The sequence below is a fragment of the Variovorax sp. CF079 genome (genome assembly GCF_900101545.1).
Taxonomy (GTDB): domain Bacteria; phylum Pseudomonadota; class Gammaproteobacteria; order Burkholderiales; family Burkholderiaceae_C; genus Variovorax.
Window position 1 is genome coordinate 58,731 of the sequence record NZ_FMZU01000008.1, and the last position, 25,309, is coordinate 84,039.

Annotated in this window: 23 protein-coding genes and 2 tRNA genes; 12 read left to right on the forward strand and 13 right to left on the reverse strand. The window is 66.8% G+C overall.

All coding sequences use genetic code 11. From position 1 onward, the window contains the following. Positions 1–3: 3 nt before the first annotated feature. Positions 4–486 carry a hemerythrin domain-containing protein gene (locus BLS74_RS12300; RefSeq protein WP_093106333.1) on the forward strand — a complete coding sequence of 161 codons (483 nt, stop codon included), beginning with the start codon at positions 4–6 and terminating at the stop codon, positions 484–486. A 67-nt stretch (positions 487–553) separates the two neighbouring features. Further along, complete coding sequence (locus BLS74_RS12305; RefSeq protein WP_093106336.1) at positions 554–763, forward strand: dodecin; 210 nt, start codon at positions 554–556, stop codon at positions 761–763. A 15-nt stretch (positions 764–778) separates the two neighbouring features. Here the strand turns inward: BLS74_RS12305 and BLS74_RS12310 are convergent, their stop codons facing one another. The 5 genes from BLS74_RS12310 to BLS74_RS12330 form a co-directional block, all read right to left on the reverse strand. Then, positions 779–1,327 carry a DUF421 domain-containing protein gene (locus tag BLS74_RS12310; RefSeq protein ID WP_093106338.1) on the reverse strand — a complete coding sequence of 183 codons (549 nt, stop codon included), beginning with the start codon at positions 1,325–1,327 and terminating at the stop codon, positions 779–781. A gap of 22 nt (positions 1,328–1,349) precedes the next feature. After that, the gene (locus tag BLS74_RS12315; protein WP_093106340.1) at positions 1,350–1,586 is read right to left on the reverse strand and encodes a hypothetical protein; all 237 of its coding nucleotides are present in this window, start codon (positions 1,584–1,586) and stop codon (positions 1,350–1,352) included. A 129-nt stretch (positions 1,587–1,715) separates the two neighbouring features. Further along, positions 1,716–2,603: a ZIP family metal transporter gene (locus BLS74_RS12320; RefSeq protein WP_093106343.1), complete on the reverse strand. Its 888-nt coding sequence runs from the start codon at positions 2,601–2,603 to the stop codon at positions 1,716–1,718. A 72-nt stretch (positions 2,604–2,675) separates the two neighbouring features. Next, positions 2,676–3,584, reverse strand: coding sequence for a dienelactone hydrolase family protein (locus BLS74_RS12325; protein ID WP_093106345.1), 909 nt, complete (start codon positions 3,582–3,584; stop codon positions 2,676–2,678). 129 nt (positions 3,585–3,713) lie between these two features. Continuing rightward, positions 3,714–4,598 carry a transporter substrate-binding domain-containing protein gene (locus tag BLS74_RS12330; protein ID WP_093106348.1) on the reverse strand — a complete coding sequence of 295 codons (885 nt, stop codon included), beginning with the start codon at positions 4,596–4,598 and terminating at the stop codon, positions 3,714–3,716. 224 nt (positions 4,599–4,822) lie between these two features. On the opposite strand from BLS74_RS12330, the gene BLS74_RS12335 reads away from it, so the two are divergent. After that, complete coding sequence (locus BLS74_RS12335; protein ID WP_093106351.1) at positions 4,823–6,031, forward strand: D-amino acid dehydrogenase; 1,209 nt, start codon at positions 4,823–4,825, stop codon at positions 6,029–6,031. Here BLS74_RS12335 and BLS74_RS12340 read toward each other — a convergent pair. From BLS74_RS12340 to polA, 3 genes are read right to left on the reverse strand one after another with little or no spacing between them, the layout of a single operon-like run. Next, positions 6,028–6,930: a LysR family transcriptional regulator gene (locus BLS74_RS12340; protein ID WP_093106353.1), complete on the reverse strand. Its 903-nt coding sequence runs from the start codon at positions 6,928–6,930 to the stop codon at positions 6,028–6,030. The two genes, BLS74_RS12335 and BLS74_RS12340, sit on opposite strands and share 4 nt — an antisense overlap. Before the next feature lie 22 nt (positions 6,931–6,952). Next, positions 6,953–8,239, reverse strand: a complete 1,287-nt coding sequence (locus BLS74_RS12345; protein ID WP_093106356.1) for a M20/M25/M40 family metallo-hydrolase — start codon at positions 8,237–8,239, stop codon at positions 6,953–6,955. Between the two features lie 25 nt (positions 8,240–8,264). Next, positions 8,265–11,057, reverse strand: coding sequence for a DNA polymerase I (gene polA, locus BLS74_RS12350; RefSeq protein WP_093106358.1), 2,793 nt, complete (start codon positions 11,055–11,057; stop codon positions 8,265–8,267). A gap of 97 nt (positions 11,058–11,154) precedes the next feature. Between polA and BLS74_RS12355 the strand changes: the two genes are divergently transcribed. The 3 genes from BLS74_RS12355 to BLS74_RS12365 are packed head-to-tail and all read left to right on the forward strand — an operon-like array spanning position 11,155 to position 13,412. Further along, positions 11,155–11,514 carry a hypothetical protein gene (locus BLS74_RS12355; RefSeq protein ID WP_093106361.1) on the forward strand — a complete coding sequence of 120 codons (360 nt, stop codon included), beginning with the start codon at positions 11,155–11,157 and terminating at the stop codon, positions 11,512–11,514. A gap of 9 nt (positions 11,515–11,523) precedes the next feature. Next, entirely contained in the window at positions 11,524–12,582 is a 1,059-nt protein-coding gene (locus BLS74_RS12360; RefSeq protein ID WP_093106363.1) for a homoserine kinase, read from the forward strand. A 26-nt stretch (positions 12,583–12,608) separates the two neighbouring features. Next, on the forward strand, positions 12,609–13,412 hold the full coding sequence (locus BLS74_RS12365; protein WP_093106366.1) for a BPSS1780 family membrane protein: 804 nt from the start codon (positions 12,609–12,611) through the stop codon (positions 13,410–13,412). A gap of 6 nt (positions 13,413–13,418) precedes the next feature. Here the strand turns inward: BLS74_RS12365 and BLS74_RS12370 are convergent, their stop codons facing one another. Further along, positions 13,419–15,788: a UvrD-helicase domain-containing protein gene (locus BLS74_RS12370; RefSeq protein ID WP_093106369.1), complete on the reverse strand. Its 2,370-nt coding sequence runs from the start codon at positions 15,786–15,788 to the stop codon at positions 13,419–13,421. Positions 15,789–16,046: 258 nt separating this feature from the next. On the opposite strand from BLS74_RS12370, the gene BLS74_RS12375 reads away from it, so the two are divergent. Further along, a complete protein-coding gene (locus BLS74_RS12375) occupies positions 16,047–17,024 on the forward strand; it encodes a GMP reductase (RefSeq protein ID WP_093106371.1) in 978 nt (325 codons plus the stop codon). A 21-nt stretch (positions 17,025–17,045) separates the two neighbouring features. Here the strand turns inward: BLS74_RS12375 and BLS74_RS12380 are convergent, their stop codons facing one another. After that, positions 17,046–17,912 carry an alpha/beta hydrolase gene (locus tag BLS74_RS12380; RefSeq protein ID WP_093106374.1) on the reverse strand — a complete coding sequence of 289 codons (867 nt, stop codon included), beginning with the start codon at positions 17,910–17,912 and terminating at the stop codon, positions 17,046–17,048. A 58-nt stretch (positions 17,913–17,970) separates the two neighbouring features. Here BLS74_RS12380 and BLS74_RS12385 point away from each other — a divergent pair. Continuing rightward, positions 17,971–18,046: transfer RNA gene (locus BLS74_RS12385), tRNA-Ala, on the forward strand. Between the two features lie 44 nt (positions 18,047–18,090). On the opposite strand, the gene BLS74_RS12390 is transcribed toward BLS74_RS12385, so the two are convergent. Next, positions 18,091–18,798 (reverse strand): SDR family NAD(P)-dependent oxidoreductase, encoded by a 708-nt coding sequence (locus BLS74_RS12390; RefSeq protein WP_093106376.1) that lies wholly within the window; start codon positions 18,796–18,798, stop codon positions 18,091–18,093. Between the two features lie 101 nt (positions 18,799–18,899). Here BLS74_RS12390 and bktB point away from each other — a divergent pair, with 101 nt between their 5' ends. From bktB to BLS74_RS12405, 3 genes are all read left to right on the forward strand, one after another. Continuing rightward, entirely contained in the window at positions 18,900–20,081 is a 1,182-nt protein-coding gene (bktB, locus tag BLS74_RS12395; protein WP_093106378.1) for a beta-ketothiolase BktB, read from the forward strand. A 64-nt stretch (positions 20,082–20,145) separates the two neighbouring features. Next, positions 20,146–20,221, forward strand: a tRNA-Lys gene (locus BLS74_RS12400). A gap of 164 nt (positions 20,222–20,385) precedes the next feature. Beyond that, positions 20,386–21,435: an aldo/keto reductase gene (locus BLS74_RS12405; RefSeq protein ID WP_093106380.1), complete on the forward strand. Its 1,050-nt coding sequence runs from the start codon at positions 20,386–20,388 to the stop codon at positions 21,433–21,435. Between the two features lie 6 nt (positions 21,436–21,441). Here the strand turns inward: BLS74_RS12405 and BLS74_RS12410 are convergent, their stop codons facing one another. Both BLS74_RS12410 and ilvB read right to left on the reverse strand, forming a co-directional pair. Continuing rightward, positions 21,442–22,887 carry an NAD-dependent succinate-semialdehyde dehydrogenase gene (locus BLS74_RS12410; RefSeq protein ID WP_093106382.1) on the reverse strand — a complete coding sequence of 482 codons (1,446 nt, stop codon included), beginning with the start codon at positions 22,885–22,887 and terminating at the stop codon, positions 21,442–21,444. 100 nt (positions 22,888–22,987) lie between these two features. Beyond that, positions 22,988–24,739 (reverse strand): biosynthetic-type acetolactate synthase large subunit, encoded by a 1,752-nt coding sequence (gene ilvB / locus BLS74_RS12415; RefSeq protein ID WP_093106385.1) that lies wholly within the window; start codon positions 24,737–24,739, stop codon positions 22,988–22,990. 64 nt (positions 24,740–24,803) lie between these two features. Between ilvB and BLS74_RS12420 the strand changes: the two genes are divergently transcribed. Beyond that, a complete protein-coding gene (locus tag BLS74_RS12420) occupies positions 24,804–25,298 on the forward strand; it encodes an Lrp/AsnC family transcriptional regulator (RefSeq protein ID WP_212733656.1) in 495 nt (164 codons plus the stop codon). Positions 25,299–25,309 lie beyond the last annotated feature (11 nt).

A 25,309-nucleotide genomic window follows, 5' to 3' on the forward strand; every position in this document is an offset into this window, starting at 1 on the left:
ATCATGAGCAAAGCACCTCCCAAGAAGAACGACGCCGTCGATCTACTGGACGCGGACCACATCGCCGTGAAAAAACTGTTCCAGGAATTCAGCAAGCTGGCCGAAGCCAAGGCGCCCGCCGATCAGCGCGAGGCCTTGGCCGACCAGATCTGCCGCGAGCTGAGCGTGCATGCGCAGATCGAGGAAGAGATCTTCTATCCGGCGGCGCGCGCCGCCATCCACGACGATGCGCTGCTCGACGAAGCCACCGTGGAGCATTCGACGGCCAAGGAACTGATCGCGCAGATCGAATCCATGGGCCCCGAGGAGGCGCTGTTCGATGCCAAGGTGATCGTGCTCGGCGAATACATCGATCACCATGTGAAGGAAGAGCGCGAACAGATCTTCGACAAGGCGCGCAAGTCCAAGATGGATCTGGTCGCGCTGAAGGAGCAGCTGGCGGCGCGCAAGGAGGAGCTGATGCAGCACCAGGAAGCGATGGCCTGAAGCCTATGATGGACAGGCCGGTGCCATCCGCGGCATCGCCCCCTGTTCCATCGTCAAGGAGCGCTCCATGTCCAACCACGTCTACAAACTCCTCGAACTCACCGGCTCCTCGCCCACGAGCAGCGACGACGCCGTGCTGCGCGCGATCTCGAAGGCCAGCGAGTCGGTGCGCAACATCCAGTGGTTCGAGGTCACCGAGACCCGCGGCCATGTGCAGGACGGCAAGGTGGCGCACTGGCAGGTGACGCTGAAGGTGGGCTTCACGCTCGAAGACTGAAAGCCCGCGCGCGGCTCAGCCTGCGCCCGGACGCCGCGGCGCAGGCTGGTCGTGCTGCTTGCCAGCGCCGCTCTGAGGCCCGGCGCGCTCGAGCACGCTGATCTGGCCGTCGCTTTCGAGGTAGGCGAGCCGGATGGCGTCCATCGCTTCGATCCCCTTCTCGCGCAGCTTGGACTTCAGTTCGTCCTCGGTGATCAGGTTGCGCTTGAGCGCCTTCCAGACCATCTTGCCGTCGCGGATCAGTGGTTCGGGCGGCGGCTCCATCAGGCGCTTGATCGCTTTGCTGCGGTAGCTGGCCCAGTCGAGCATGTAGTTCCAGGCCGCCAGCGTGGCGAGCAGCACGAAGCCCTCGGCGATCGAGCGGTATTCGCCCTGCATCGCGTTGCTCGATGCGTCGGCGATGAGCACGACGAACAGCAGATCGGCGATGCCCAGCGATCCGGCATCGCGCCGCAGGATGAAGCGGAACAGCAGCAGCAGGAACCAGTAGATCGCGCTGCCGCGCAGGATGATCTCCCACACCGGTATGTGGAAGGCGAACAGCTCGGCCAATTCACCGTCCATGCGCCGACCTCGACCTGGAGTTTCAATCCGGCGCTTGCATCACGCGGTCGAACTCCTCGTCGGCCGGCACGTTGTCGGCATCGAGTTCGCTGGCGTCGGTCAGATCGATGCCGGTCTCCTCCGACAACTCGTCAGCAGCTTCGGCCTCTTCTTCTTCCTCGGCCTCGGCCTCGTCTTCGGGCAGCTCGTCGTCGAGTTCGTCGTCCGTCGGGTTGTCGCTTGTAACAGCGGAACGCAGCGGGGGATCGGCGCTGGTCATGATCGGCTCCTTGACTGATGGATCGCGTTGGGCAGCCCCCAAGTGTGAGCCTCCTCGGTCGCGTTGAACAGCCCCGAGTGTGGACCTACGGCGCAGGCCGGTGTGTCGGAGAGCGCCCCATCTGCGCCTTCAGTGCTTGTGGCCGTGCTCTTCGTGCGCAGGCGCCGGATCGGTGTGTTCGTGGTCGCCGTGGGCCAGCCGGCTCACCCCCATGACCAGCAGGATGCCGACCGCGAGCCAGGCGATCTGCAAGGCGGTCTGGCGCGCGGCCAGGCGCTTCTGCAGTTGCGGGATCAGGTCGGCCAGCGCGACGTAGACGAAGCTGCTGGAGGCCAGCACCAGGAAGTACGGCAGCCAGCCGTGCAGCCGATCGACCAGCCACCAGCCGGCCAGCCCGCCCAGCGCGGTCATGGTGCCGGCGAGCGAGACCTTGATCAGCGCGGCGCGCGGATTGGGCGAACTCTGGCGCAGCACGACCAAATCGCCGATGTGGTGCGGCACCTCGTGCGCCAGCACCGCGAGCGCCGCCACCAGGCCCAGGCGCAGGTCGGCGATGAAGGCCGACGCGATCAGGATGCCATCACCGAAGCAGTGCACGCTGTCGCCGGTGAGCACGGCCCAGCCGCCACCCTTGGAAGTGTGGCCATGAGGATCCGAATGGGCGTGCGCATGGTCGTGCCGATCGTGGTGGTCATGCCCGTGCGCTTCGCGGGCCTCGCCATCGTGGTGATGCTCGTGGCCGTGGTGCCACAGCTCGGCCTTGTCGAGCAGGAAGAAGAAGACCAGGCCGAACAGCAGCACGCCGAACAGCAGGCCGGGCTCGATGCGGCTCTCGAAAGCCTCGGGCAGGAGATGCATGAAAGCGGTGGCCAGCAGCGCGCCGGCGGCCAGGCTCAGCAGATGCTGCGGATTCACGCCGCCGCCGCTCTTCACGCCCACGCGCAGCAGCAGCGCGGCGATCCAGACACTTCCGATGCCGGCGACCAGGGTCGCGGCGATGATGGCTAACAGGTTCATGACTGCTTCATAAAAAATAAAAGCCGCCCATCGGACGGCTTTCGGTGGAAAGCGGCTGGCGAATGCCGCTCTCTAGGCGACACCGTTGGCTTGGAACCAGGCCAGGGTGCGCTTCCAGCCGTCTTCGGCAGGGCCGGCAACGTAGCTCGGCCGGTAGTCGGCATGGAAGGCATGGCCCGCTTCGGGGTACACGACGAACTGGGAGGCCTTGGCCGCCGGAGTGCCGGTTGCCAGAGCCGCTTTCATCTTATCAACCGTGTCAAGGGGGATGCCCTGGTCCTTGCCGCCATAGAGGCCGAGCACCGGCGCCTTGAGGGTGGCGGCGATGTCGATCGGATGCCTGGGCGTGAGTTCGCTGGGCTGGCCGACCAGGCGGCCGTACCAGGCCGCGCCGGCCTTGACCTTGCCGGTGGCTGCATAGAGCCAGACGATGCGGCCTCCCCAGCAAAAGCCGGTGATCGCAGCCTCATCCACGTCGCCGCCGTTGGCGGCCGCGTATTTCAGCGCGCCGTCGAGGTCGGCCATGACCTGGGCATCGGGCACCTTGCTGACCACCTCGGCCTGCAACTTCGGAATGTCGGTGTAGGTCCTCGGGTCGCCCTGCCGCGCATAAAGCTCGGGCGCGATCGCCAGGTAGCCGGCCTTGGCGAAGCGCCGGCAGGTGTCGGCGATGTACTCGTGCACGCCGAAGATCTCCTGGATCACGAGCACCACCGGCAGACCGGTCTTGCCGGCCGGTGCAGCCGCATAGCCCGGTACGTCGAAGCCGTTGACGTTGTACTTGATGGGGCCGGCCTTGAGGCCGTCGGCCGGAGTCTTGATCGCGGTCTGCGCAGCGATGGGCAGCGTGGCGGCCGCGTAGCCGACGCCGATCGCAGCTTTCAGCGCAGTGCGGCGCGTGGCGCCCTGTTCCGTGCTTTCGCCGGGGCGAAGCGAATCGAATTCGGCTTTCAGCTCGGAACCCGTATCGAATTGAGGCATGTCGTATTACTCCAGTTGATCGACGGACAAAGAAGGCGCAGCTGCGAAGCGCACGCCGCAATGTAGGCGATCAGGGCGGAGAATGCGCCCGCGAGGTTGCGTGCTCCGCCGGAGGCGCGCCTCAACCCGTCAGGTCGCTGGCTTGTCGCTCGGAGTTTTGATGTTGTCGCGCAGCTGCGGGCTCATCGGCAGGTTGAGCGGCGCGTTCTTCGGCGCGATCGGCGACATGAACCACTTGTTGTACATCTTCTCGAACTCGCCGCTCTTCATGAGGCCGACGATGGTGTCGTCCACCACCTTCTTGAAGGCCGCGTCGTCCTTGGGCAGCATGCAGGCGTAGGGCTCGACCTGCAGCGCATCGCCGACCACTTCGAATTCGGCCGGGTTCTTGGCGTTGGCGATCAGGCCGAAGAGCAAGATGTCGTCCATCGCGAAAGCCACCGCGCGGTCGCTCTCGACCAGCAGGAAAGCGTCGGCATGATCCTTGCCGAGCACGATGTCCATGTCGAGACTCTTCTCGGTGTTGTACTTGCGCATGACCAGCGCGTTGGTGGTGCCGGTGGTGCTGGCCACCGTCTTCTTCGCGAGGTCGGCGTAGTTCTTGATCTTGGACGACTTCTTCGTCAGCAGGCGCGTGCCGGTGTAGAAGTGGTTGATGGCGAAGGACACGTCCTTGCCGCGCGCGCTGTTGTTGGTGGTCGAGCCGCACTCCAGGTCGATGGTGCCGTTCTGGATCAGCGGGATCCGGTTCTGCGAGGTCACCGGCATCAGCGCCACCTGCAGGTTCGGCTTGTTGAGCTTCTTCTTCACCGCCTCGACCACCGCGTTGGACAGCTCGACCGAGAAGCCGATCGGCTTGTTCGGGCCGTCGAGATAGCTGAAGGGCACCGAAGACTCGCGGTAGGCCAGCGTGATCTTGCCGGACTCGGCGATCTTGGCCAGGGTGTCGGCGGCTTGCGCGCCCGTCGCGGCAACGGTGAGCAGAACGGCGGCCATCAATGCGGAAAGTTTCATGCGAGCCCTTTCGGTGGATATGGAATGTGTTGCGGAGTGTAGGAACGATTCATGCGCCGGTCACAATTCCTTTTGCGCCCATGGCCATGACCAAAAGTTATGGGCAGCCACCGGAGGGCATGAGCTTTGGCTATGGCCCGCGGCGGTTTTGGCATTTCACGCTCGAGCGATGCGGCCCTAGAGTCTTTCGCATCCAACAACAAGCAGCGACAGGAAGGAGCGTCATGCATGTGTGCGTGCTGGGTGCCGGCATCGTGGGCCTGGCCACGGCCTGGCAATTGAACCGGCAGGGCTTCGAGGTGAGCGTGATCGATCGCGCCGCGCCGGGCGCCGGTGCGAGCGGCGGCAACGGCGCCCAGCTGAGCTATTCGTATGTGCAGCCGCTGGCCGACCCCTCGATCTGGAAGCAGCTGCCCAAGCTCCTGCTCTCGCCCTCCTCCCCGCTCAAGCTGCGGCCGCAGCTCGACCCCCTGCAGTGGCGCTGGGGCCTGGCCTTCCTGGCGGCCTGCAACGCCCGGACCTCGCGCGGCACGACGATGCGCCTGCTCGCGCTCGCCGCGGAGAGCCGCCGCGCCTTCGAGCAGATGCTGGCCGACGTGGCGCCCGACTGCGACTTCTCCGCCACCGGCAAGCTGGTGCTCTACGCGAGCGCCGGCGCGCTCGAAGGCGCGCGCCGGCAACTCGAACTGCAGCAGGCGATGGGCAGCGAACAGCGCCTCGTCACGCCCGAGGAGTGCATCGCGATCGAGCCCGCGCTGGCCGGCTACCGCGCCCGGATGGCCGGCGCCATCCACACGCCGAGCGAGTGCGCCGCGGACTGCCTCAAGGTCTGCATCGCACTCGAGCGCGCGCTGCGCGCGCGCGGCGTGCGCTTCGTGCTCGATTGCGAAGTGCGCGGCTTCGATGTCCGCAACGACCGCGTGACCGCGGTGCAGACCGGCGCCGGCGACGTGGAAGCCGATGCCTTCGTCATGGCACTGGGCGCGGCATCGCACCGGCTTGGGCGCCAGTTGGGCGCCTACCTACCGGTCTATCCGCTCAAGGGCTACAGCATCACGGTCGACGTCGATCCGGCGCCCGGCGCCGCGCCGCGGGTGAGCGTGACCGACAGCGCACGCAAGGTGGTGTTCGCGCGCATCGGGTCGCGCTTGCGGGTGGCGGGCATGGCCGAGCTCGTGGGGCACGATGCGAGCATCCCCGCCACGCGCATCGAGACGCTGGCCGAGGCGACGCGCGCCGTGTTCCCGCAGGCGAGCCGCTTCGAGGTACTGCATCCCTGGACCGGCATGCGCCCGGCCACGCCGACCGGCGTGCCGATCATCGGCCGCCTGGCGGGCGCCCCGTCCAACATGCTGTTCAACACCGGGCACGGGGCGCTGGGCTTCACGCTGGCTTTCGGTTCGGCGCAGCGCGTCGCGCAAAGCCTCGTCTAAGCCATTCCTTCGATCGCCTCGCGCATGCAGCGCGTGATGCCGCGCACCGCCACCGAGTCGGGCTTGCCGGCAAAGCGCAGCGCGCGAATCGGCACCGGGATGTGCGGCTCCAGCGTCAGCACGTCGACCTTGGTGCGATCGGCCGAGTTCGCCGTGCAGCCGTCGACCAGCGCGACCCCGAGCCCGTGGTGCGCCATCGCCAGCGCCGCGTGGTAGGTCTGCACCGTGACCACCGCCTGCTGGAAGCCCACGCCGGCCTGCCGGCAGGCCTGGCTCAGGCTGGTGCCGACGGGATCGCGGCTGTCCAGCCCGACCACCGGCAGGTTCACCAGGTCGTGCAGCGCCGCCGAGCCGTTGCGCACCAGCGCGCGCGGCAGCATGCCCTTGGGCGCGATGCACACCATGCGGCTGTCCGCCAGCGTCTCCTGCGTGAGCGAGGGATGGACCGCGGGACTGAAGGCGAAGCCCACGTCGGCCTCCTGCAGCAGCAGGGCCGACATGATCTGCGGCGAATGCAGCGACTCCACCGTGACGGCGATGCCCGGGTGCTTCTGGCGGAAGCTCTTGAGCGCGCGCGGCAGCACCTCGTAGCTGAGCGCGAGCACGGTGAGGATGCGCAGCTCGCCCACGTCGCTGGCGCTGCGCAGGTTGGCGGCCAGCCGCTGTACCTCGTCGAGCTGCGCGAACAGGCGCTCGATGTGCGGATAGAGCGCCAGCGCCTCGGTGGTCGGCGTGAGCCGCCCCTTGGCGCGCTGGAACAGCGAGAAGCCGAGCTGGATCTCGGCATGCTGCAGCGTGCGGCTGACCGCCGGCTGCGTGATGTTGATGAGCCGCGCCGCCGCGCTCACGCTGCCGGTGAGCATGATGGCGTTGAAGACTTCGATATGGCGCAGGCGCATCGCGGGACGCAATAGCCGGCCGTTAGTGGTCGACCTTGCCGCGCGAGATGTCCATGACCATGCGTGCCGCGAGGTAGAGCCGCGGCTCGATCGAATCGATCAGCACGTATTCGGCATCGGCCGAGTGCGCGCCGAAGCCCTGCAGGCCGAAGCGCTCGACCACCGGCGCCTTCGTCTTCAGCGCGGCGAAGGCGGCATCGGTGCCGCCGCCGGCCACCTTGTCGTCGGCGCCCAGCTCGCGGCCGAACTCCTTGTAGACCTGCTGCGCATGGCTGGCCAGCGCACGCGAGGCGTCGGTGGCCTCCAGCGGCGGGCGGCGGCGCTCGAACTTCATCTCGACCTTGGCTTCGGGAATGAGCTGCTTCTTCACGCGCTCCTGCACCTGCTTTTCGATGCGGTCGTAGTCGCCGACCTTCAGCACGCGCACGTCGGCACCGGCGCTGGCCGCGGCCGGGATCACGTTGCGGTTGCTGCCCGACTTGGAGATGGTCCAATTCATCTTGAGGCCGGTGGCCGGGTCGGACAGGTCACGCATCTGCAGGATCTGGTGCGAGAGCTCGTAGAGCGCGTTCACGCCGAGCTCGGGCGCCGAGCCCGCGTGCGAAGCCTTGCCCGTGACGTTGAGCGAGACCGAGGCGATGCCCGCGGTGGCGAGCGAGAGCTTGTCTTCCTTGACGGAGGCGCCTTCGTAGGACATCACCACGTCGTGCTCGCCGCCCAATCGGGTGATGAGGTTGCGCGAACCGGGCGAGCTGATCTCCTCGTCGCCATTGATCAGCACGGTGAGCGTGCCGTACTCCTTGAAGTCCAGCGCCTTGAGCAGGGCGACGGTGTGCGTGATGACTGCCACGCCCTGCTTGTCGTCGGCAATGCCGAGGCCGTAGGCCTTGTCGCCTTCGATGCGGAAGGGCTGCTTGGCGAGCATGCCGATCTGGTAGACCGTGTCCATGTGCGCGATCAGCATGATCTTCTTGCTGCCGGTGCCCTTCCAGGTGGCGCGCACGACCTTGCCGATCTTCTCGGGCGTGTCTTCCATGCGGTAGGCATCGGCCGTCGGGTCGATCAGCTCGACCTGGCCGCCGAGCGCCTTGAACTTGTCGGCGATCAGGTTGGCGATCTTGTCCAGGCCTTCGAGGTCGCGGCTGCCGGACTCGATCGAGACCAACTGCTTCAGCGTTTCGAGCAGAGCGGGTTTTTCCTTGGCCGCCAGCGCGGCGATGCGCTCGTCGGGTGCGGCCGAGGCGACACCGAACCAAGCGGCACAGACGGTGCCGATGACGAAGGCATGCAGATGACGCGGGAGTTTCATTCTTCTTTCCTTGAGTTGTCGTTCGTCAATGCGCCTTGTCCCAGTTGGGACCAAAGCCGATTTCGGCCAGCAACGGGACCTTGAGCTCCGCCACGCCGGCCATGAGTCGCGGGATCTCGGTGCGGACCCACTCGACTTCGTCTTCGGGCACTTCGAACACCAGTTCGTCGTGCACCTGCATGATCATCTTCGTGCGGCGCTTTTCGGCATCGAGCACCTCCTGCACCTTCACCATGCTGAGCTTGATCAGGTCGGCCGCGGTGCCCTGCATCGGCGCGTTGATCGCCGCGCGCTCCGCCCCGCCGCGCCGCGGGCCGTTGGGCGAATTGATCTCGGGCAGATAAAGGCGGCGGCCGAACACAGTCTCGACATAGCCCTTCTGCTTGGCCAGCGCCTTGGTCTCGTCCATGTAGATCTTCACGCCGGGATAACGCGCGAAATAGCGGTCGATGTAGGAGGCCGCGGCCTTGGTCTCGATGCCCAGATTGCGCGCGAGGCCGAAGCTGCTCATGCCGTAGATCAGCCCGAAGTTGATGACCTTCGCATAGCGGCGCTGCTCGCTCGAAACCTGCTCCACCGCCACGCCGAAGACTTCGGCCGCGGTCGCGCGGTGCACGTCGATGCCTTCGGTGAAGGCGCGCAAGAGCGACTCGTCGCCACTGATGTGAGCCATGATGCGCAGCTCGATCTGCGAATAGTCGGAGCTCGCGATCACGCTGCCGGCAGGCGCCACGAAGGCCTCGCGCACGCGGCGGCCCTCGGCGGTGCGGATCGGGATGTTCTGCAGGTTGGGGTCGTTGCTCGACAGCCGCCCGGTCACCGCGACCGCCTGCGCATAGTGCGTGTGGACGCGGCCCGAGCGCGGGTTCGCCAGTTGCCCGAGCTTGTCGGTATAGGTGCCCTTGAGCTTCGAGAGGCCGCGGTGCTCCAGGATCTTGGCCGGCAGCGGGAAGTCTTCGGCCAGTTTTTCGAGCACCTCTTCGTCGGTGCTCGGTGCGCCGCTCGGCGTCTTCTTGACCACCGGCAGACCCAGCTTGGTGAAGAAGACCTCGCCGATCTGCTTGGGCGAACCGAGGTTGAAGGGCTGGCCCGCAAGCTCGTAGGCCTCCTGCTCCAGCGCCATGATCCGCTTGCCGAGCTCGTTGCTCTGCGCGGCCAGCGTGGGTGCGTCGATCAGCACGCCGTTGCGCTCGACGCGGTAGAGCGCTTCGCTGGACGCCATCTCCAGCTCGTAGATGTAGCGCAGCTTCTCGTCGGCCTCGAGCTTGGGCCACAGCGCGAGGTGCACGTCCAGCGTCTGATCGGAGTCTTCGCACGAGTACTCGGCGGCCTTCTCGATCGAAACCTGGCTGAACGGGATCTGGTGCGCGCCCTTGCCGCAGAGGTCTTCGTAGTCGATGCCAGTGCGGCCCAGGTGCCGCTCGGCCAGGCTGGCCAGGCCGTGCGGCTTGTGCACTTCGAGCACGTAGCTCTGCAGCATGGTGTCGTGCGCGTAGCCCTGCACCTCGATGCCGTGGTTGGCGAACACGTGGCGGTCGTACTTGATGTGCTGCCCGAGCTTCTTCTTCGTGCCGTCCTCGAGCCAGGGCTTGAGCTTCGCGAGCACCTCGTCGCGCGGCAGCTGAGCCGGCGCATCGGGGTAGTTGTGGGCCACCGGAATATAGGCCGCCTCGCCGGGCTTCACGCTGAAGCTGATGCCGACGATCTCGGCGCGCATCTCGTCGAGCGAGTTGGTTTCAGTGTCGATCGCGACCAACTCGGCCGCCTGGAGCTTCGCGAGCCAGGCGTCGAAGGCCTCCCAGTTCATGACCGTGTCGTAGGCCAGGTTGGTGGCCTTCGCCGCGGCCTCGAAGCCCGGTTCGTCGAACAGGCCGGTGCCGCCTTCGGGGCCTTTTTTCTTCTTGTTCTCCTCGATCAGCTCGGGCGAGACCTCGTGCGCTTCCAGCGTCTTCACCAGGCTCTTGAAACCGTACTTCTCGTAGAAGCCCTTCAGCTCGTCGATCTGCTGGGGGCCGATGGCGATGCCGGCCAGCGAAGGCAGGCCGCTCACGTGGCCATCGAGCTCGCAGTCGGTACGGATGGTCACGAGGCGCTTGCCTTGCGGAAGCCAGTCGAGCGCCTTGCGCAGGTTCTCGCCGGCCTGGCCCTTCACCTCGCCGGCGCGGGCGATCAGCGCATCGAGCGAGCCGTATTCGAGCAGCCATTTGGCGGCAGTCTTCGGGCCGACCTTCTCCACGCCGGGCACGTTGTCGACGCTGTCGCCCACCAGGGTCTGGTAGTCGATCATCAGGGTCGGCGGCACGCCGAATTCGGCCGTCACGCCCGCCACGTCGCGCTTCTTGCCGTTCATGGTGTCGATGATGGTGACGTGCTCGTCGACCAGCTGGCTCAGGTCCTTGTCGCCGCTGGAGACGATCACCTCGATGCCCTGGTTGGCCGCGGTGCGGGCCAGGGTGCCGATCACGTCGTCGGCCTCGATGTCGGGCACGCACAGCACCGGCCAGCCGAGCAGCTTGACCACCTGGTGGATCGGCTCGACCTGACTGCGCAGGTCGTCGGGCATCGGCGAGCGGTTGGCCTTGTATTGCGGATACCAGTCGTCGCGAAAGGTCTTTCCCGGCGCGTCGAACACGCACGCTGCGTAGTCGGCCCGCACCTCGCGGCGCAGCGCCTGCATCATGTTGATCATTCCGCGGATGGCGCCCGTGGCCGGGCTGCCGGCATCGCCCGGCACGGCGCGCAAATCGGGCATCGCGTGGAAGGCGCGGTAGAGGTAGCTCGAACCATCGACGAGCAGCAACGTTTTCTTGTCGGTCATCGGAGCATTTTGCCGTGCCGCGCTCGGGCTTCCGCACGACGGCGAAGATCGCCGCCGGCTGACACCTGCCGCGAGGCCGGCGCCTACAATCCTCGTCATGTCCTCCCCAACCCTTCTGCTCGTTCGCGGCGCCCTGACGGCCGCCCTGGCCTGCGCCGCACCGCTGGCCGCCGTTCACGCCCAAAGCGCGCCGCCGCCCGGCGCCCCGCAGGGCCAGGAACAGGCAGCATCGCCGCGCCAGAACCAGAAGATCGAGCACATCCACGTCGAAGACAGCGGCGCCGCGGTCGACGAAGTGCGCTACGGCGGACAGACCCAGAGCATCACGGTGACGCCGAAGGCCAACGTGCCCTCCTACGAGGTGTTGCCGAACTACGGCGGGCGCGACCGCCAGGGCCAGTCCGAAACCGGCACCGGCGGCAACGGCCCGCGGGTCTGGAACGTGCTCAAGTTCTGAGCCCGGGCGGTGGCGGTCTTCACTGAAGTCGGGTTCGACGAAGCCGATGCGCTGGTGCAGCGCCTCGGCCTGGGCCCGCTCGCCTCGCTCAGAGGCATCGAGGGCGGCATCGAGAACACCAATTACTTCGCGAGCACCGCGTCGGGCGAGTTCGTCCTGACGCTGTTCGAGCGCCTGGGCGCCGAACAACTGCCTTACTACCTCTGCCTGATGAAGCATCTGGCGGCGCGCGGCATTCCGGTGCCGGAGCCGGTGGCCGACCCGGCCGTGGCGCCGCCCGACGGCCACGCGCTTTCCATCCCCGCCAATGCGCCCTGCGAGTTCCTGCACAAAGTGGCCGGCAAGCCGGCGGCTCTGGTGCAGCGGCTGCAGGGAAAGAGCGAACTGGCACCGACGGCCGCGCATTGCGCCGAGCTGGGCCGCCTGCTGGCGCGCATGCATTTTGCGGGTCGCGACTTTCCGCGCATGCAGCCCAACCTGCGCGGCCTGCCCTGGTGGAACGACACCGCGCCGGTGGTCCTGCCCTACCTCGACGCTCCGCAAGCCGCGTTGCTGCAAAGCGAACTCGCGTACCAGAACCACGTCGCCCAATCCTCGGCCTACGCGGCCCTGCCGCGCGGGCCGGTGCATGCCGACCTGTTCCGCGACAACGCGATGTTCGACACCGAAAGCGAGACGCCGCGCCTGACCGGCGTGTTCGACTTCTATTTCGCCGGCACCGACAGCTGGCTGTTCGACCTCGCCGTGTGCCTGAACGACTGGGCCATCGACCTGCAGAGCGGCCGCCACGATGCGGCCCATGCCGACGCCCTGCTGGCTGCCTACGGCAGCGTGCGGCCGCTGACCGGAGCCGAGCGCGCCCTGCTGCCCGCCATGCTGCGCGCCGCGGCGCTGCGCTTCTGGATTTCGCGGCTGTGGGACTTCCACCTGCCACGGGAAGCGAGCATGCTCAAGGCCCATGACCCGACCCATTTCGAGCGTGTGCTGCGCGAACGCGTCCGTGCGCCGGCGGCACTGTTCTCCTCTTTCGAAGGCACGCGTCCGACTGCCGAGCCGCTGGCCGCCTGAGGGGCCTGTGTACGGGCCCTAATCCCATGAAACTGAATCTCGTGCCGGCGCGCACCGGCGCCGAATGGGTCCGCCTCGGACTCAAGACCTTCTGGCGGCAGCCGCTCGCCTTCATCTCGCTGTTCTTCCTGTTCATGGCGGCGATCTCGATCGCTTCGCAACTGCCCTTCCTCGGCAGCGTGCTGGCACCGATCCTGCTGCCCTTCATGACGCTCGGACTGATGGTCGCCACCTCGGTCGCGTATGCCAACGACACCCAGAAGCCGGCCGCCCCGGCCATGTTCATCGCCGCAGTGGGCGCCGTGCGTGCCGAATGGCGGCGAATGGTCGTGCTGGGCATCATTTCGGCGGTCTATTTCGTCGCCGCCGTGGGGGTTTCGGCCCTGATCGACGGCGGCCAGCTGGCGCGCGCCTACCTGCTGGACGAAACGCTCACGCCCGAGGTGATCGCAAGCAGTGACTTCCAGACCGCGCGCCTGTTCGTCATGGTCCTCAATCTGCCGCTGTCGCTCGCGATGTGGCACGCGCCGGCACTCGTGCATTGGCACCAGGTCGAGCCGGTGAAGAGTCTGTTCTTCAGCCTGGTCGCGCTGTTCCGCAACTTCGGCGCCTATGCGATGTTCTGCCTGTCGTGGTTCGGCGTGTTCCTCGCTGCGGGCATCGGCATCGGCCTCGTGGCCACGGTGCTGGTGGGCGTCGGCGCGATCGGCATGGGCGACGGCGCCTCGGCCATCGGCGGCGCGCTGATGATCGGCAGCGCGCTGGTTCTGGCGGCGATGTCGCTGAGCTCGACCTGGTTCACCTTCCGGGACAGCTTTCGGGCTGATTAGCAGTCTTTATACGGGCGTCAACTTGGCGACCGACAGCGCCAGCCACTTGACCCCGTGGCGGGGAAAGTTGATCTGCGCACGCGCATCGTCGCCGCTGCCTTCCAGTGCCAGCACCGTGCCTTCGCCGAACTTGTTGTGGAACACCTGCATTCCGGAGCGCAGGCCGTGCGAAGGCGCGCTCTTCTGCGGCGGCACCGGCGGGCTGGCGAATGTGTCCTTGCCGTATCCGCCGGCCCCGCCGCGCGTGGTCGCGTACCCGCCGCCGTAGCCGAAGGCCGAGGGTGCAAAGCCCTGGTTCTTGGGCGTCAGCCACTTGAGTGCGCCTTCGGGCAGCTCGTCGAAGAAGCGGCTCTTCACGTTGTAGCGCGTCTGGCCGTGCAGCATGCGCGTCTGAGAATGGCTGAGATACAGGCGCCGGCGCGCGCGGGTGATGGCCACGTACATCAGCCGGCGCTCCTCCTCGAGGCTCTCGTAGTCGCTCATCGAGTTCTCGTGCGGGAACAGGCCCTCTTCCATGCCGGTGATGAACACGCAGTCGAATTCGAGGCCCTTGGCCGCATGCACGGTCATCAGCTGCACCGCATCCTGGCCGGCTTGCGCCTGGTTGTCGCCCGACTCCAGCGCGGCATGGGTCAGGAAAGCCGCCAGCGGGCTCATGGTTTCGCCGGTTTCGGCATCCGGCGCCAGCGGCTCGTCGATGACGGGGCGGTTCGGGTCGAGGCCCTGGCTGGCCGGCGACTGCCGCAGCTCGTCGACCGGCATCGCCACCGCGTCGCGGCCGAAGCCTTCCTGCGTGACGAAGCTCTCGGCCGCATTGACCAGTTCTTCCAGGTTCTCGATGCGGTCGGCGCCTTCGCGGTCGGCCTTGTAGTGCTCGATCAGGCCGCTGTGGTCGAGCACCAGCTCGATGATCTCGCGCAACGACATGCCTTGCGTCTGCTCGCGCAGCACGTCGATCTTGGCGACGAAAGCCGACAGGTTGGAGCCGGCCTTGCCGCCCACCGCGTTGACCGCGTCGTGCAGCGAGCGGCCGGCCGCGCGGGCCGCGTCCTGCAGCTGCTCGATGCTGCGCGCGCCGATGCCGCGCGGCGGGAAGTTGACAATGCGCAGGAAACTGGTGTCGTCGTCCTTGTTCTCAAGCAGGCGCAGGTAGGCCAGCGCATGCTTGATCTCGGCGCGTTCGAAGAAGCGCAGGCCGCCGTAGACGCGGTACGGCACGGCCGCGTTGAAGAGCGCCGTTTCGATCACCCGGCTTTGCGCATTGCTGCGGTAGAGCACCGCCATTTCCTTGCGTTCGATGCCGTCGCGCACCAGCTGGCGCATCTCCTCGACCATCCATTGCGCCTCGGCGAAGTCGCTGGTCGATTCGTAGACGCGCACCGGCTCGCCCGGGCCTTGGTCGGTGCGCAGGTTCTTGCCCAGCCGCTTCTTGTTGTGGCTGATCAGCTCGTTGGCCGAATCGAGGATGTTGCTGAAGCTGCGGTAGTTCTGTTCGAGCTTGATCTGGTGCGAGACGTCGAACTCGCGCACGAAATCGGCCATGTTGCCCACCCGCGCGCCGCGGAAGGCGTAGATGCTCTGGTCGTCGTCGCCGACCGCGATCACGCTGTTGTCGCCGGGCACGAAACGGCCTTCGACGGTGCTGCCAGAAAGCATCTTGATCCATGCGTACTGCAGACGATTGGTGTCCTGGAATTCGTCGATCAGGATGTGGCGGAAGCGCCGCTGGTAGTGCTCGCGCACCGGGTCGTTGTCGCGCAGCAGTTCGTAGCTGCGCAGCATGAGCTCGCCGAAATCGACCACGCCTTCGCGCTGGCACTGCTCTTCGTAGAGCTGGTAGAGCTCGACCTTCTTGCGGTCGTCCTCGCTGCGGATCTCCACATCGCGCGGGCGCAGGCCGTCTTCTTTGGCGCCGGCGATGAACCACTGGGTCTGCTTGGCCGGGAAGCGCTCGTCGTCGACGTTGTATTGCTTCATCAGGCGCTTGATGGCCGAGAGCTGGTCCTGCGTGTCGAGGATCTGGAAGGTGGACGGCAGGTCGGCGAGCTTCCAGTGCGCGCGCAGGAATCGGTTGCAAAGGCCGTGGAAGGTGCCGATCCACATGCCGCGCACGTTGACCGGCAGCATCGCGGTCAGCCGCGTCATCATTTCCTTCGCCGCCTTGTTGGTGAAGGTCACGGCCAGGATGCCGCCGGGCGACACCTGGCCGGTCTGCAGCAGCCAGGCGATGCGGGTGGTGAGCACCCGCGTCTTGCCCGAGCCGGCGCCGGCGAGGATCAGCGCGTTGCCGGCCGGCAAGGCGACCGCGGCCCGCTGCTCGGCGTTGAGGTTGTGCAGCAGGGGCGAATCTGCGGTGGCCGCGAGGTCGGTGAACATCCGTCGATTGTAGAAAGCACGGCGTATGCGGGTTATACGAAGTCCCTGAGCACGCGTTTCCGATCGGGCGCGTAAAATCAGTTACCGGGCCCAAGTTTCTTGCGCCCGGTTTTTCGTTTGCGAAAGCCGGCCGGACCAAGCGCTCAATTCCCGGACGCCGCCGGGCCGCCCCAAGGCGGCCGAGCCTCCCCCTCGGGGGGTGGCGAAGCACACGAAGTGGCGAGCCGGGGGGCAGTCATTTCACAGGAGCTTGGTTTTATGCAGATTTTCGACTACGACAACATCCTCTTGCTGCCCCGCAAATGCGTGGTCGAGAGCAGATCCGAATGCGACGCCAGCGTCACCCTCGGCGGCCGCAGCTTCCGCATCCCGACGGTGCCCGCAAACATGAAGACGGTGGTCGACGAGACCATCTGCACCTGGCTGGCGCAGAACGGCTACTTCTACGTGATGCACCGCTTCGACCTCGACAACCTGCAGTTCGTGAAGGACATGCATGCCAAGGGCGTGTTCGCATCCATCTCGCTGGGCGTGAAGAAGCCGGACTACCAGACGGTGGACCAGCTGGCCGCCGCCGGCCTCACACCCGAATACATCACGATCGACATCGCGCACGGCCATGCCGACAGCGTGAAGAACATGATCGCGTACCTCAAGAAGAAGCTGCCGAAGGCCTTCGTGATCGCAGGCAACGTCGGCACGCCCGAGGCCGTGATCGACCTGGAGAACTGGGGTGCGGATGCAACCAAGGTCGGCGTCGGTCCGGGCAAGGTGTGCATCACCAAGCTCAAGACCGGTTTCGGCACCGGCGGCTGGCAACTGTCGGCGCTCAAGTGGTGCGCACGCGTCGCCACCAAGCCGATCATTGCCGACGGGGGCATCCGCGACCATGGCGACATCGCCAAGAGCATCCGCTTCGGCGCCTCGATGGTGATGATCGGCTCGCTCTTCGCCGGCCACGAGGACTCGCCGGGCCAGACGGTGGAAGTCGACGGCGTGCTCTTCAAGGAGTACTACGGCTCGGCCAGCGACTTCAACAAGGGCGAGTACAAGCACGTCGAGGGCAAGCGCATCCTCGAGCCGATCAAGGGCAAGCTGGCCGACACGCTGGTCGAAATGGAGCAGGACATCCAGAGCTCCATCAGCTATGCGGGCGGGCGCAAGCTCATGGACATCCGCAAGGTCAACTACGTCATGCTCGGCGGCGACAACGCGGGCGAACACCTGCTGATGTAGGCCGCCCTTCGGGGCCTGCGATCAGGCCTCGAGCAGCTGTGCCGCATGCCGGTGCAGCCTGTGCGCCGGATCGGCGAAGGCATCGACAATGCTGAAGTGGTGCAGGCCTGGCAGCACCTCGCAAACGGGCACCGTGTTGCGGCCCCAGGCCGCGCGAATCGCCGCGTTGTGGCGGATGAACTCCTCGCTCTCGTCGCCGCCCGCGACCGCATAGAGCTGGCCGCGCGCGGGTGCCGGCCACAGCACGGGGCTGGCGCGCAGCACATCCGCATCGCTCAAGCGCAGCACGTGTTCCAGGAAGGGCGTGCGCTGCAGCGGCCGCAGGTCGTAGAGGCCCGAGATCGAGAGCGCGTTGCGCACCAGCTGCGCCGGCAGATCGGGCGCGACCGCCTTCCAGTCGCAGGCCAGCAGCGCCGCCGCCATGTGGCCGCCTGCCGAATGGCCGGCGACGGTGATGCGCTCAGGGTCGCCGCCGTAGGCCGCGATGTGGCGCCAGGTCCATTCGAGCGCGCGCACCATCTGCAGCAGGATATCCGGCACGGTCACGGGCCGATTGGCCGGCCCGGGGCACAGCGCATAGTTCGGCACGACCACGCACACGCCGCGGTCGTTGAACGCGGGCGCGACGAAGGAATGGTCGCTCTTGTCGAGCGCGCGCCAGTAGCCGCCGTGGATGAACACCAGCACGGGCGCATCGGGCACCGGAGCGGGAAAAACGTCGAGCATTTCGTTGGGCCCCTGGCCATAGGACAAGTCGAGCCGGCCGGGCAAGGTGTCGCGCGCGGCGGCGGAATCGCGGGCCCAGCGCTCGAGGTACGTGGGATGGTCCTTCACCCGCGCCAGGTTGTTGTACATGCCCTCCAGCCAGGCGGGGTCGTCGAAGGCCATGCGATTCGTGCTCCTTGTGCGTTGGGGCGTCGGTTCTGGTTAAAATTCGCTTTGCGTTGGGGGGGTAGCTCAGCTGGGAGAGCGCCGCGTTCGCAATGCGGAGGTCGGGAGTTCGATCCTCCTCCTCTCCACCAACATCTCTCGAAGGCCTCGGCGCATCGCTGGGGCCTTTTTGTTTTCAGGCGTCCAATGTCAGGTGCTGGCCGTGCAGCGCGGCGGCCGCCGGCGAGGCCAGGAAGCCGATGGTCTGCGCGGCCACCGCGGTCGACACCCAGTTGTCGGGCTTGGCGTCGGGCATGGCCTGGCGATTGGCCGGCGTGTCGAGCACGCTGGGCGCGATGCTGTTGACCTGGATACCGTGCGGCGCCAGCTCGGCCGCCGCCGCCTCGACCAAGCGTTGCAGCGCACTCTTCGACGCGATGTAGGCCGCCATCCCGGCCGCGCCGCGCGCCGCGGTCTTGGCGCTGACGGCGATCACGCTGCCGGCCTTGCGCTCGATCATCGAGGGCACCAGCGCCTGCGAGACGGCCACGAAGGACCAAGCGTTCAGGTTCATCATCCGGTCCCAGGCCGCGCGGCTCAGCGCATGCACCGGCTCGCCCATCTCGAAGCCGCCGGCGATGTGGACCAGCGCGTCGACCTGCTTGAAGGCCGCGAGGATCTGCGTCGCGGCGTCGGCCATGGCCGACGCCGAAGTCACGTCAGCCTGCAGCAACAGGTGTTGCGAGTTGTCGAGCCCCGGAAACGCGTCGGTCAGATGCTCCATGCGGTGGTCGAGCAGCGCCACGCGGGCGCCCTGGTCGAGAAAATGCTGCACGACGGCGCGGCCGAGCGCGCCGGCGGCGCCGGTCACCACGATGTGGCGGATGGTGTTGGCTTCGATCATTTGGCGGCTCCTTGTTCGGGCAGGCATGGTAACGCCGGCGTCAGTACGGGAAGCGCTCGGCTGGCATCATTGACCCTTCCTTTTTGCACCGGAGAATCGTCATGAAAGAAGTGGTTGTCGTGAGCGGTGTACGCACCGCAATCGGTACTTTCGGCGGAAGCCTCAAGGATGTGCCGCCCACGCGGCTGGCGGCGCTGGTGACCAGGGAGGCGCTCGCGCGCGCCAAGGTCGACGGCAAGGACGTGGAGCACGTGGTGTTCGGCCACGTGGTCAACACCGAGCCGCGCGACATGTACATGGCGCGCGTGGCCGCCATCGAGGGCGGCTGCGCCCAGGAGACCCCTGCCCTCACCGTGAACCGGCTGTGCGGATCGGGCCTGCAGGCGATCGTGAGCGCGGCGCAAAGCATCCAGCTCGGCGACGCCAAGGTGGCCGTCGGCGGCGGCGCGGAAAGCATGAGCCGCGCCCCGCTCTCTTCGCTCACCGCGCGCTGGGGCGTGCGCATGGGCGATGCCAAGCTGGTCGACATGATGATCGGCGCGCTGCACGACCCGTTCGAGAACATCCACATGGGCGTGACGGCGGAGAACGTCGCGAAAAAATGGGGCATCAGCCGCGAAACGCAGGACCAGACCGCGCTCGCCAGCCACCAGCGCGCGCAGAAGGCCATCGAGAACGGCTACTTCAAGACGCAGATCGTCCCGGTGCCGCTGGAGAGCCGCAAAGGCACGACGCTGTTCGATACCGACGAGCACGTGCGCTTCGACGCCAAGATCGAGGACATGGCGAAGCTCAAGCCCGCCTTCCTGAAGGAAAACGGCACGGTGACCGCCGGCAATGCCTCGGGCATCAACGACGCGGCAGCGGCGGTGGTGCTAATGGAGAAAGAAGAGGCGGCGCGCCGCGGCCTCAAGCCGATGGCGCGCGTCGTGGCCTATGCCTTCGCCGGCGTCGACCCGGCCTACATGGGCATCGGCCCGGTGCCGGCCTCGCGCAAGGCACTGGAGAAAGCGGGCCTCAAGGCATCGGACATGGATGTGGTCGAGGCCAACGAAGCCTTCGCGGCGCAGGCCTGCGCGGTGAGCAAGGATCTCGGGCTGGATGCCGCCAAGGTGAACCCGAACGGCTCGGGCATCTCGCTTGGCCACCCGATCGGCGCCACCGGCGCACTGATCACCGTGAAGGCGCTGTACGAGCTCGAACGCATCCAGGGCCGCTACGCATTGGTGACGATGTGCATCGGCGGCGGCCAGGGCATCGCGTGCATTTTCGAGCGCGCTTGAGCGAGGCCGCCTCGCGATATGGCTATAATCGTGGGATTGCCTGAATGACAGCAATGTCGATCAGGGGCTCTTAGCTCAGTTGGTAGAGCAGCGGACTCTTAATCCGTAGGTCGAGTGTTCGAGTCACTCAGGGCCCACCAAACCATATAAAAGCCCGCCATCAGATCGATGGCGGGCTTTTTTCATGCCTGCACCAGCAGGATCGGGCAAGAGAGAAACAGGATTGGGCTATCGCGAACCTTCCTGCCGGAAGGACACTCGCAAAACTGCACGCTCGCAGCACGCAACCCAAGGAGTTCCTCATATGCGCTACAGAAGATTCGGCCGTACCGGCTTGTTCATTTCCGAGCTCTGTCTCGGCACGATGACTTTCGGCGGCGGAGGCGGCATCTGGGGGCAGATCGGCGACCTGCAGCAGGCCGAGGCCGAGCGCCTGATCGGCCGCTCGCTCGATGCCGGGATCAACTTCATCGACACGGCCGACGTCTACTCCGACGGCCGCTCGGAAATCATCACCGGGCAGGCGCTGCGAAACCTGCAGGTGCCGCGCGAGAACGTGGTTGTCGCCACCAAGGTGTTCGGCGAGGCCGGCACGAAAAGCATCAATTCGCGCGGCATGTCGCGCCATCACATCATGGACGGTGTGAAGGCGAGCCTGAAGCGCCTGCAGCTGGACCATATCGACCTGTACCAGATCCATGGCTTCGATCCGGCAACGCCGATCGAGGAGACCGTGCGCGCACTCGACAACCTCGTTCAGCACGGCCACGTGCGCTATGTCGGCGTGTCGAACTGGGCCGCCTGGCAGATCATGAAGGCACTCGGCATCTCCGAACGGCTGGGGCTGGCGCGCTTCGAATCGCTGCAGGCGTACTACACGATCGCCGGCCGCGATCTCGAGCGCGAACTGGTTCCGCTGCTCAAGAGCGAAAGCGTCGGGCTGATGGTCTGGAGCCCGCTCGCCGGCGGCCTGCTGAGCGGCAAGTACGGCCGCGACGTCAAGGCGGAGGCAGGCAGCCGACGCACCACCTTCGACTTTCCGCCGGTGAACGTCGAGCGCGCCTACGACTGCATCGACGTGATGCGTGGCATCGCGCAGGCGAAGGACGTTTCCGTGGCGCAGATCGCCCTGGCCTGGCTGCTGCACCAGGCGGCGGTGACGAGCGTGATCATCGGCGCCAAGCGCGCAGAGCAGCTCGACGACAACATCGCGGCGACCGCCATCGCCTTGAGCGACGAGGAACTCGCCGCGCTCGACAAGGTCAGCGCGCTGCCGGCCGAATATCCGGGCTGGATGCTCGAGCGCCAGGGCGGACCCCGGCTCCAGCAGCTCGCGGAATCCGCCGGCGCCTGAGAACGGCTACACCGCCATGATCGAGACGGCCTTGGTGTTCAAGTACGCCTCCATCGCCTCCGGACCACCCTCGGAGCCGTAGCCCGAGTCCTTGATGCCGCCGAAGGGCATCTCCGGCGTGGGCGCGGCCGGCTGGTTGATCCACAGCATGCCGACTTCCATCTGCTGCGACAGCAGGTGCGCGTTCTTGATCGACTTCGTGAACGCGTAGCCCGCAAGGCCGAAAGGCAGGCGGTTGGCTTCGGCGATCGCTTCTTCGAGCGTGTCGAAACCGCGGATGGCGGCGATCGGGCCGAAAGGTTCGTTGTTGAACACGTCGGCTTCGAGCGAGACGTCCGTCAGCACGGTGGGCGCGAAGAAGTTGCCGGAGGAGCCCACGCGTTCGCCGCCGGTGGCGACCTTGGCGCCCGTGGCGCGCGCGTCGTCGAGCACCTTCGCCATCGCAGTGAGCCGGCGCGCGTTCGCGAGCGGCCCAAGAGTCGTGCCTTCGGCCAGGCCGTCGCCGAGCTTGAGGCTCTCGGCATGCTTCACCATCGCTTCGGCGAAGGCTTGCTTGATGCTGTTGTGCACGAGGAAGCGCGTCGGCGAGATGCACACCTGCCCCGCGTTGCGGAACTTGGCACCGCCCGAGGCCTTCACGGCCAGCGCGACGTCGGCGTCCTCGGCCACGATCACGGGGGCGTGACCGCCCAGCTCCATGGTGGCGCGCTTCATGTGCGCGCCGGCCAGGGCCGCGAGCTGCTTGCCCACCGGCGTCGAGCCGGTGAAAGTGACCTTGCGGATGATGGGGTGCGGAATCAGGTAGCTCGAGATCTCGGCCGGATCGCCGAACACCAGGCCGACCGTGCCCGCGGGCACGCCCGCATCCACGAAGGCCTGCAGCAGCGCCGCCGGAGAGGCCGGCGTTTCTTCCGGCGCCTTGACGAGGAAGGAGCAACCGCTCGCGAGCGCAGCGCCGAGCTTGCGCACGATCTGGTTGATCGGGAAGTTCCACGGCGTGAACGCGGCCACGGGGCCGAGCGGCTCCTTGATCACCAGCTGCTGCGCCGCGAGGTTGCGCGACGGCACGATGCGGCCATAGACGCGCCGGCCTTCGTCGGCGAACCATTCGATGATGTCGGCGCCGGCGAGTACCTCGCCACGCGCTTCGACGAAGGGCTTGCCCTGCTCCTGCGTGAGCAGGCGGGCGATGTCGGCGGCGCGTTCGCGCACCAGGCCTGCGGCCTTGCGCATCGTCGCTGCGCGTTCGTTGGCCGGGATCTTGCGCCAGGCTTCGAAGCCGCGCTGCGCGGCGGCCAGTGCCCGGTCCAGGTCGGGAATGCCGGCGTGGGCGACCTTGCCGATGGGCTTGCCCGTGGCAGGGTTGATCACGTCCAGGGTCTTGCCGCTCGCGGCGTCGCACCATTCATTCTCGATCAGCAGTCGGGTGTCGGTGTAGCTTGCTGTGCTCATGTCGGTCCTTGGGGTTCTTTCCGAGTATTGATGCTGGTGCGCGATCCGATCGCGCGGCCAGCCGCCATTGTCACCCCTGACGGTTTTCCGGCCCTCGCAGTCAGTCTTCCACGTACCACCGGTCCTTGGTGAGCATCACGCGATGGTGGCCCTGGCCGGCCGGCATCATCGGAAAGCAGTTCTCCTGCGGGGCCACTTGTGCGTCGAGGAAGAAGGGGCCCTCGTACCCTATGCACTCGGCCAGCGCGGCCTGCAGTTCGGCAGGGTCCGACACGCGCCGCGCACCCCAGCCGAAAGCCCTGGCCAGCGCCACGAAATCGGGCAGCGCCTCGTTCCAGCTGTGGCTCAGCCGGTTGCCGTGATTCAGTTCCTGCCACTGGCGCACCATGCCCATGTAGCCGTTGTTGCACAACACGAGCTTCACGGGCGTTCGGTGCTGCATGGCCGTGGAAAGCTCCTGGATATTCATGAGTACCGAGGCGTCGCCGCTCACGCAGACGACGAGCTCCTCGGGGTGCGCGATCTGCGCGCCGATGGCCGCCGGCAGGCCATAGCCCATGGTGCCGGCCCCGCCCGATGTCAGCCAGCAGCGCGGGCGCTCGAAGCGCAGGTACTGTGCGGCCCACATCTGGTGCTGGCCGACATCGGTGGAGACGATGGCGTCGCGGCCTTCTATGGCCTGCTGCAGCGAGCGCATCAGCTGCTGCGGCAGGATGGCGTCGCTGCGCGCAGCGAAGTCCAGGCAGCGTTGCGCGCGCCAGCGCTCGATGCGCTGCCACCAGGGCGCGAGCCGCTCCGGCGTGAGGCCGTCGAGCGCGGGCAGCGCAAGCAGTGCATCCAGCACCGCGCCGCAATCGCCGACCAATGGAGCGTCAACCCGCACCACCTTGTTGATGCTGCTGGGATCGATGTCGATGTGAATCTTGCGCGCATGCGGACAGAACTCGTCGAGCTTGCCCGTCACTCGGTCATCGAAACGCGCGCCGACGCAGACCACGAGATCGGCCTCGTGCATCGCAAGGTTGGCCTCCAGCGTGCCGTGCATGCCCAGCATGCCGAGAAAGCGCGGGTCGGAGGCCGGGAAGGCGCCGAGTCCCATCAAGGTCAGCGTGCAGGGTGCGTCGAGGCGATGCACGAGGCGCGTGAAGGCTTCGCATGCGCCGGGACCGGCGTTGACGAGCCCACCGCCACCGTAGAGGACGGGCCGGCGGGCGGTCGAGAGAAGATCCGCCGCGCGCTGCAGGCTGGCGTACGGCGGCAGTCGTGCATCGGGGCCGGGCCGCCGCGGCGTCGAGGCCGGCTGGCCGGTCAGCGGCGCGAGCTGAACATCCTTCGGCACGTCGAGCAGCACCGGCCCCGGGCGCCCGGAGGCGGCGATGCGCAGCGCACGCCGCACCACGGCCGGGATCTCGTCGGCGATGCGGGTCTGGTGATTCCACTTCGTCACCGGCCGCGACATGCCGAGTGCATCGCTTTCCTGAAACGCGTTGGTGCCGATCACGCCGGTTGCAACCTGGCCGCTGATGCACAGCACGGGCACCGAGTCGCTGATCGCATCGAGCAGGCCGGTGATGGTGTTGCCGACACCCGGCCCCGAGGTCACGAGCACCACGCCCACGCGGCCGGTGCTGCGCGCGTAGCCTTCGGCCGCATGGACCGCCGCCTGCTCGTGCCGCACCAGCACATGCCGCAGCCGAGGCTCGCCGTGCAGTGCGTCGTAGAGCGGCAGCGCGGCGCCGCCGGGATAGCCGAAGATGGTGTCGATGCCGCATTCGATCAGGGTGTCGAGCAGGGCTTCGGCGCCGTTGCGCAGCGTGACAGTCGGGACGGAGGAGGCGATGGTGGCGTGCATGCACCGATTCTTCCGGTTTCGATGCAGAATTTGCTTCATTCTTTCAAGCAATTCTGCTGATTTCATGAAGATCAATCGCCAAAACAAGAAAACAAACGAAGAATCATTCGACAGATTCGATATGGCGATCCTGCGTGCGCTTCTGCACGACTCGCGCAAGACGCTGCAGGAAATCGGCGCCGAGGTCGGGCTGTCGCCGACGAGCTGCTGGAGCCGCATCAAGAAGCTCGAAGCGCAGGAAGTGATCAAGCGCTACACGGTCGACCTCGATGCCGCCAAGCTCGGCTACCACGACTCCGTGATCGTGCAACTCACGCTGGAAAGCCACAGCGACGAGACGCTCTACGAGTTCGGCCGCGTGCTCGCCACCATTCCCGAAGTCCAGGAGGCCTACCTGGTCTCAGGCGACTACGACTACTACATCCGCATCGCGGTGCGCGACACGCGCGACTACGAGCGGCTGCTGCGCGAGAAGCTCTACAAGATTCCGGGCATCCGCCACAGCCAGTCGCACTTCGTGCTGCGCGTGCTCAAGGAAGCGAGCGTGCCGCTGGCCTGATCGCGCCCCAA

Coding starts and splice junctions, on each gene's coding strand:
- BLS74_RS12300 (WP_093106333.1), top strand. CDS start 4: ATGAGCAAAGCACCTCCCAAGAAGAACGACGCCGTCGATCTACTGGAC.
- BLS74_RS12305 (WP_093106336.1), top strand. CDS start 554: ATGTCCAACCACGTCTACAAACTCCTCGAACTCACCGGCTCCTCGCCC.
- BLS74_RS12310 (WP_093106338.1), bottom strand. CDS start 1,327: ATGGACGGTGAATTGGCCGAGCTGTTCGCCTTCCACATACCGGTGTGG.
- BLS74_RS12315 (WP_093106340.1), bottom strand. CDS start 1,586: ATGACCAGCGCCGATCCCCCGCTGCGTTCCGCTGTTACAAGCGACAAC.
- BLS74_RS12320 (WP_093106343.1), bottom strand. CDS start 2,603: ATGAACCTGTTAGCCATCATCGCCGCGACCCTGGTCGCCGGCATCGGA.
- BLS74_RS12325 (WP_093106345.1), bottom strand. CDS start 3,584: ATGCCTCAATTCGATACGGGTTCCGAGCTGAAAGCCGAATTCGATTCG.
- BLS74_RS12330 (WP_093106348.1), bottom strand. CDS start 4,598: ATGAAACTTTCCGCATTGATGGCCGCCGTTCTGCTCACCGTTGCCGCG.
- BLS74_RS12335 (WP_093106351.1), top strand. CDS start 4,823: ATGCATGTGTGCGTGCTGGGTGCCGGCATCGTGGGCCTGGCCACGGCC.
- BLS74_RS12340 (WP_093106353.1), bottom strand. CDS start 6,930: ATGCGCCTGCGCCATATCGAAGTCTTCAACGCCATCATGCTCACCGGC.
- BLS74_RS12345 (WP_093106356.1), bottom strand. CDS start 8,239: ATGAAACTCCCGCGTCATCTGCATGCCTTCGTCATCGGCACCGTCTGT.
- polA (WP_093106358.1), bottom strand. CDS start 11,057: ATGACCGACAAGAAAACGTTGCTGCTCGTCGATGGTTCGAGCTACCTC.
- BLS74_RS12355 (WP_093106361.1), top strand. CDS start 11,155: ATGTCCTCCCCAACCCTTCTGCTCGTTCGCGGCGCCCTGACGGCCGCC.
- BLS74_RS12365 (WP_093106366.1), top strand. CDS start 12,609: ATGAAACTGAATCTCGTGCCGGCGCGCACCGGCGCCGAATGGGTCCGC.
- BLS74_RS12370 (WP_093106369.1), bottom strand. CDS start 15,788: ATGTTCACCGACCTCGCGGCCACCGCAGATTCGCCCCTGCTGCACAAC.
- BLS74_RS12375 (WP_093106371.1), top strand. CDS start 16,047: ATGCAGATTTTCGACTACGACAACATCCTCTTGCTGCCCCGCAAATGC.
- BLS74_RS12380 (WP_093106374.1), bottom strand. CDS start 17,912: ATGGCCTTCGACGACCCCGCCTGGCTGGAGGGCATGTACAACAACCTG.
- BLS74_RS12390 (WP_093106376.1), bottom strand. CDS start 18,798: ATGATCGAAGCCAACACCATCCGCCACATCGTGGTGACCGGCGCCGCC.
- bktB (WP_093106378.1), top strand. CDS start 18,900: ATGAAAGAAGTGGTTGTCGTGAGCGGTGTACGCACCGCAATCGGTACT.
- BLS74_RS12405 (WP_093106380.1), top strand. CDS start 20,386: ATGCGCTACAGAAGATTCGGCCGTACCGGCTTGTTCATTTCCGAGCTC.
- BLS74_RS12410 (WP_093106382.1), bottom strand. CDS start 22,887: ATGAGCACAGCAAGCTACACCGACACCCGACTGCTGATCGAGAATGAA.
- ilvB (WP_093106385.1), bottom strand. CDS start 24,739: ATGCACGCCACCATCGCCTCCTCCGTCCCGACTGTCACGCTGCGCAAC.
- BLS74_RS12420 (WP_212733656.1), top strand. CDS start 24,804: ATGAAGATCAATCGCCAAAACAAGAAAACAAACGAAGAATCATTCGAC.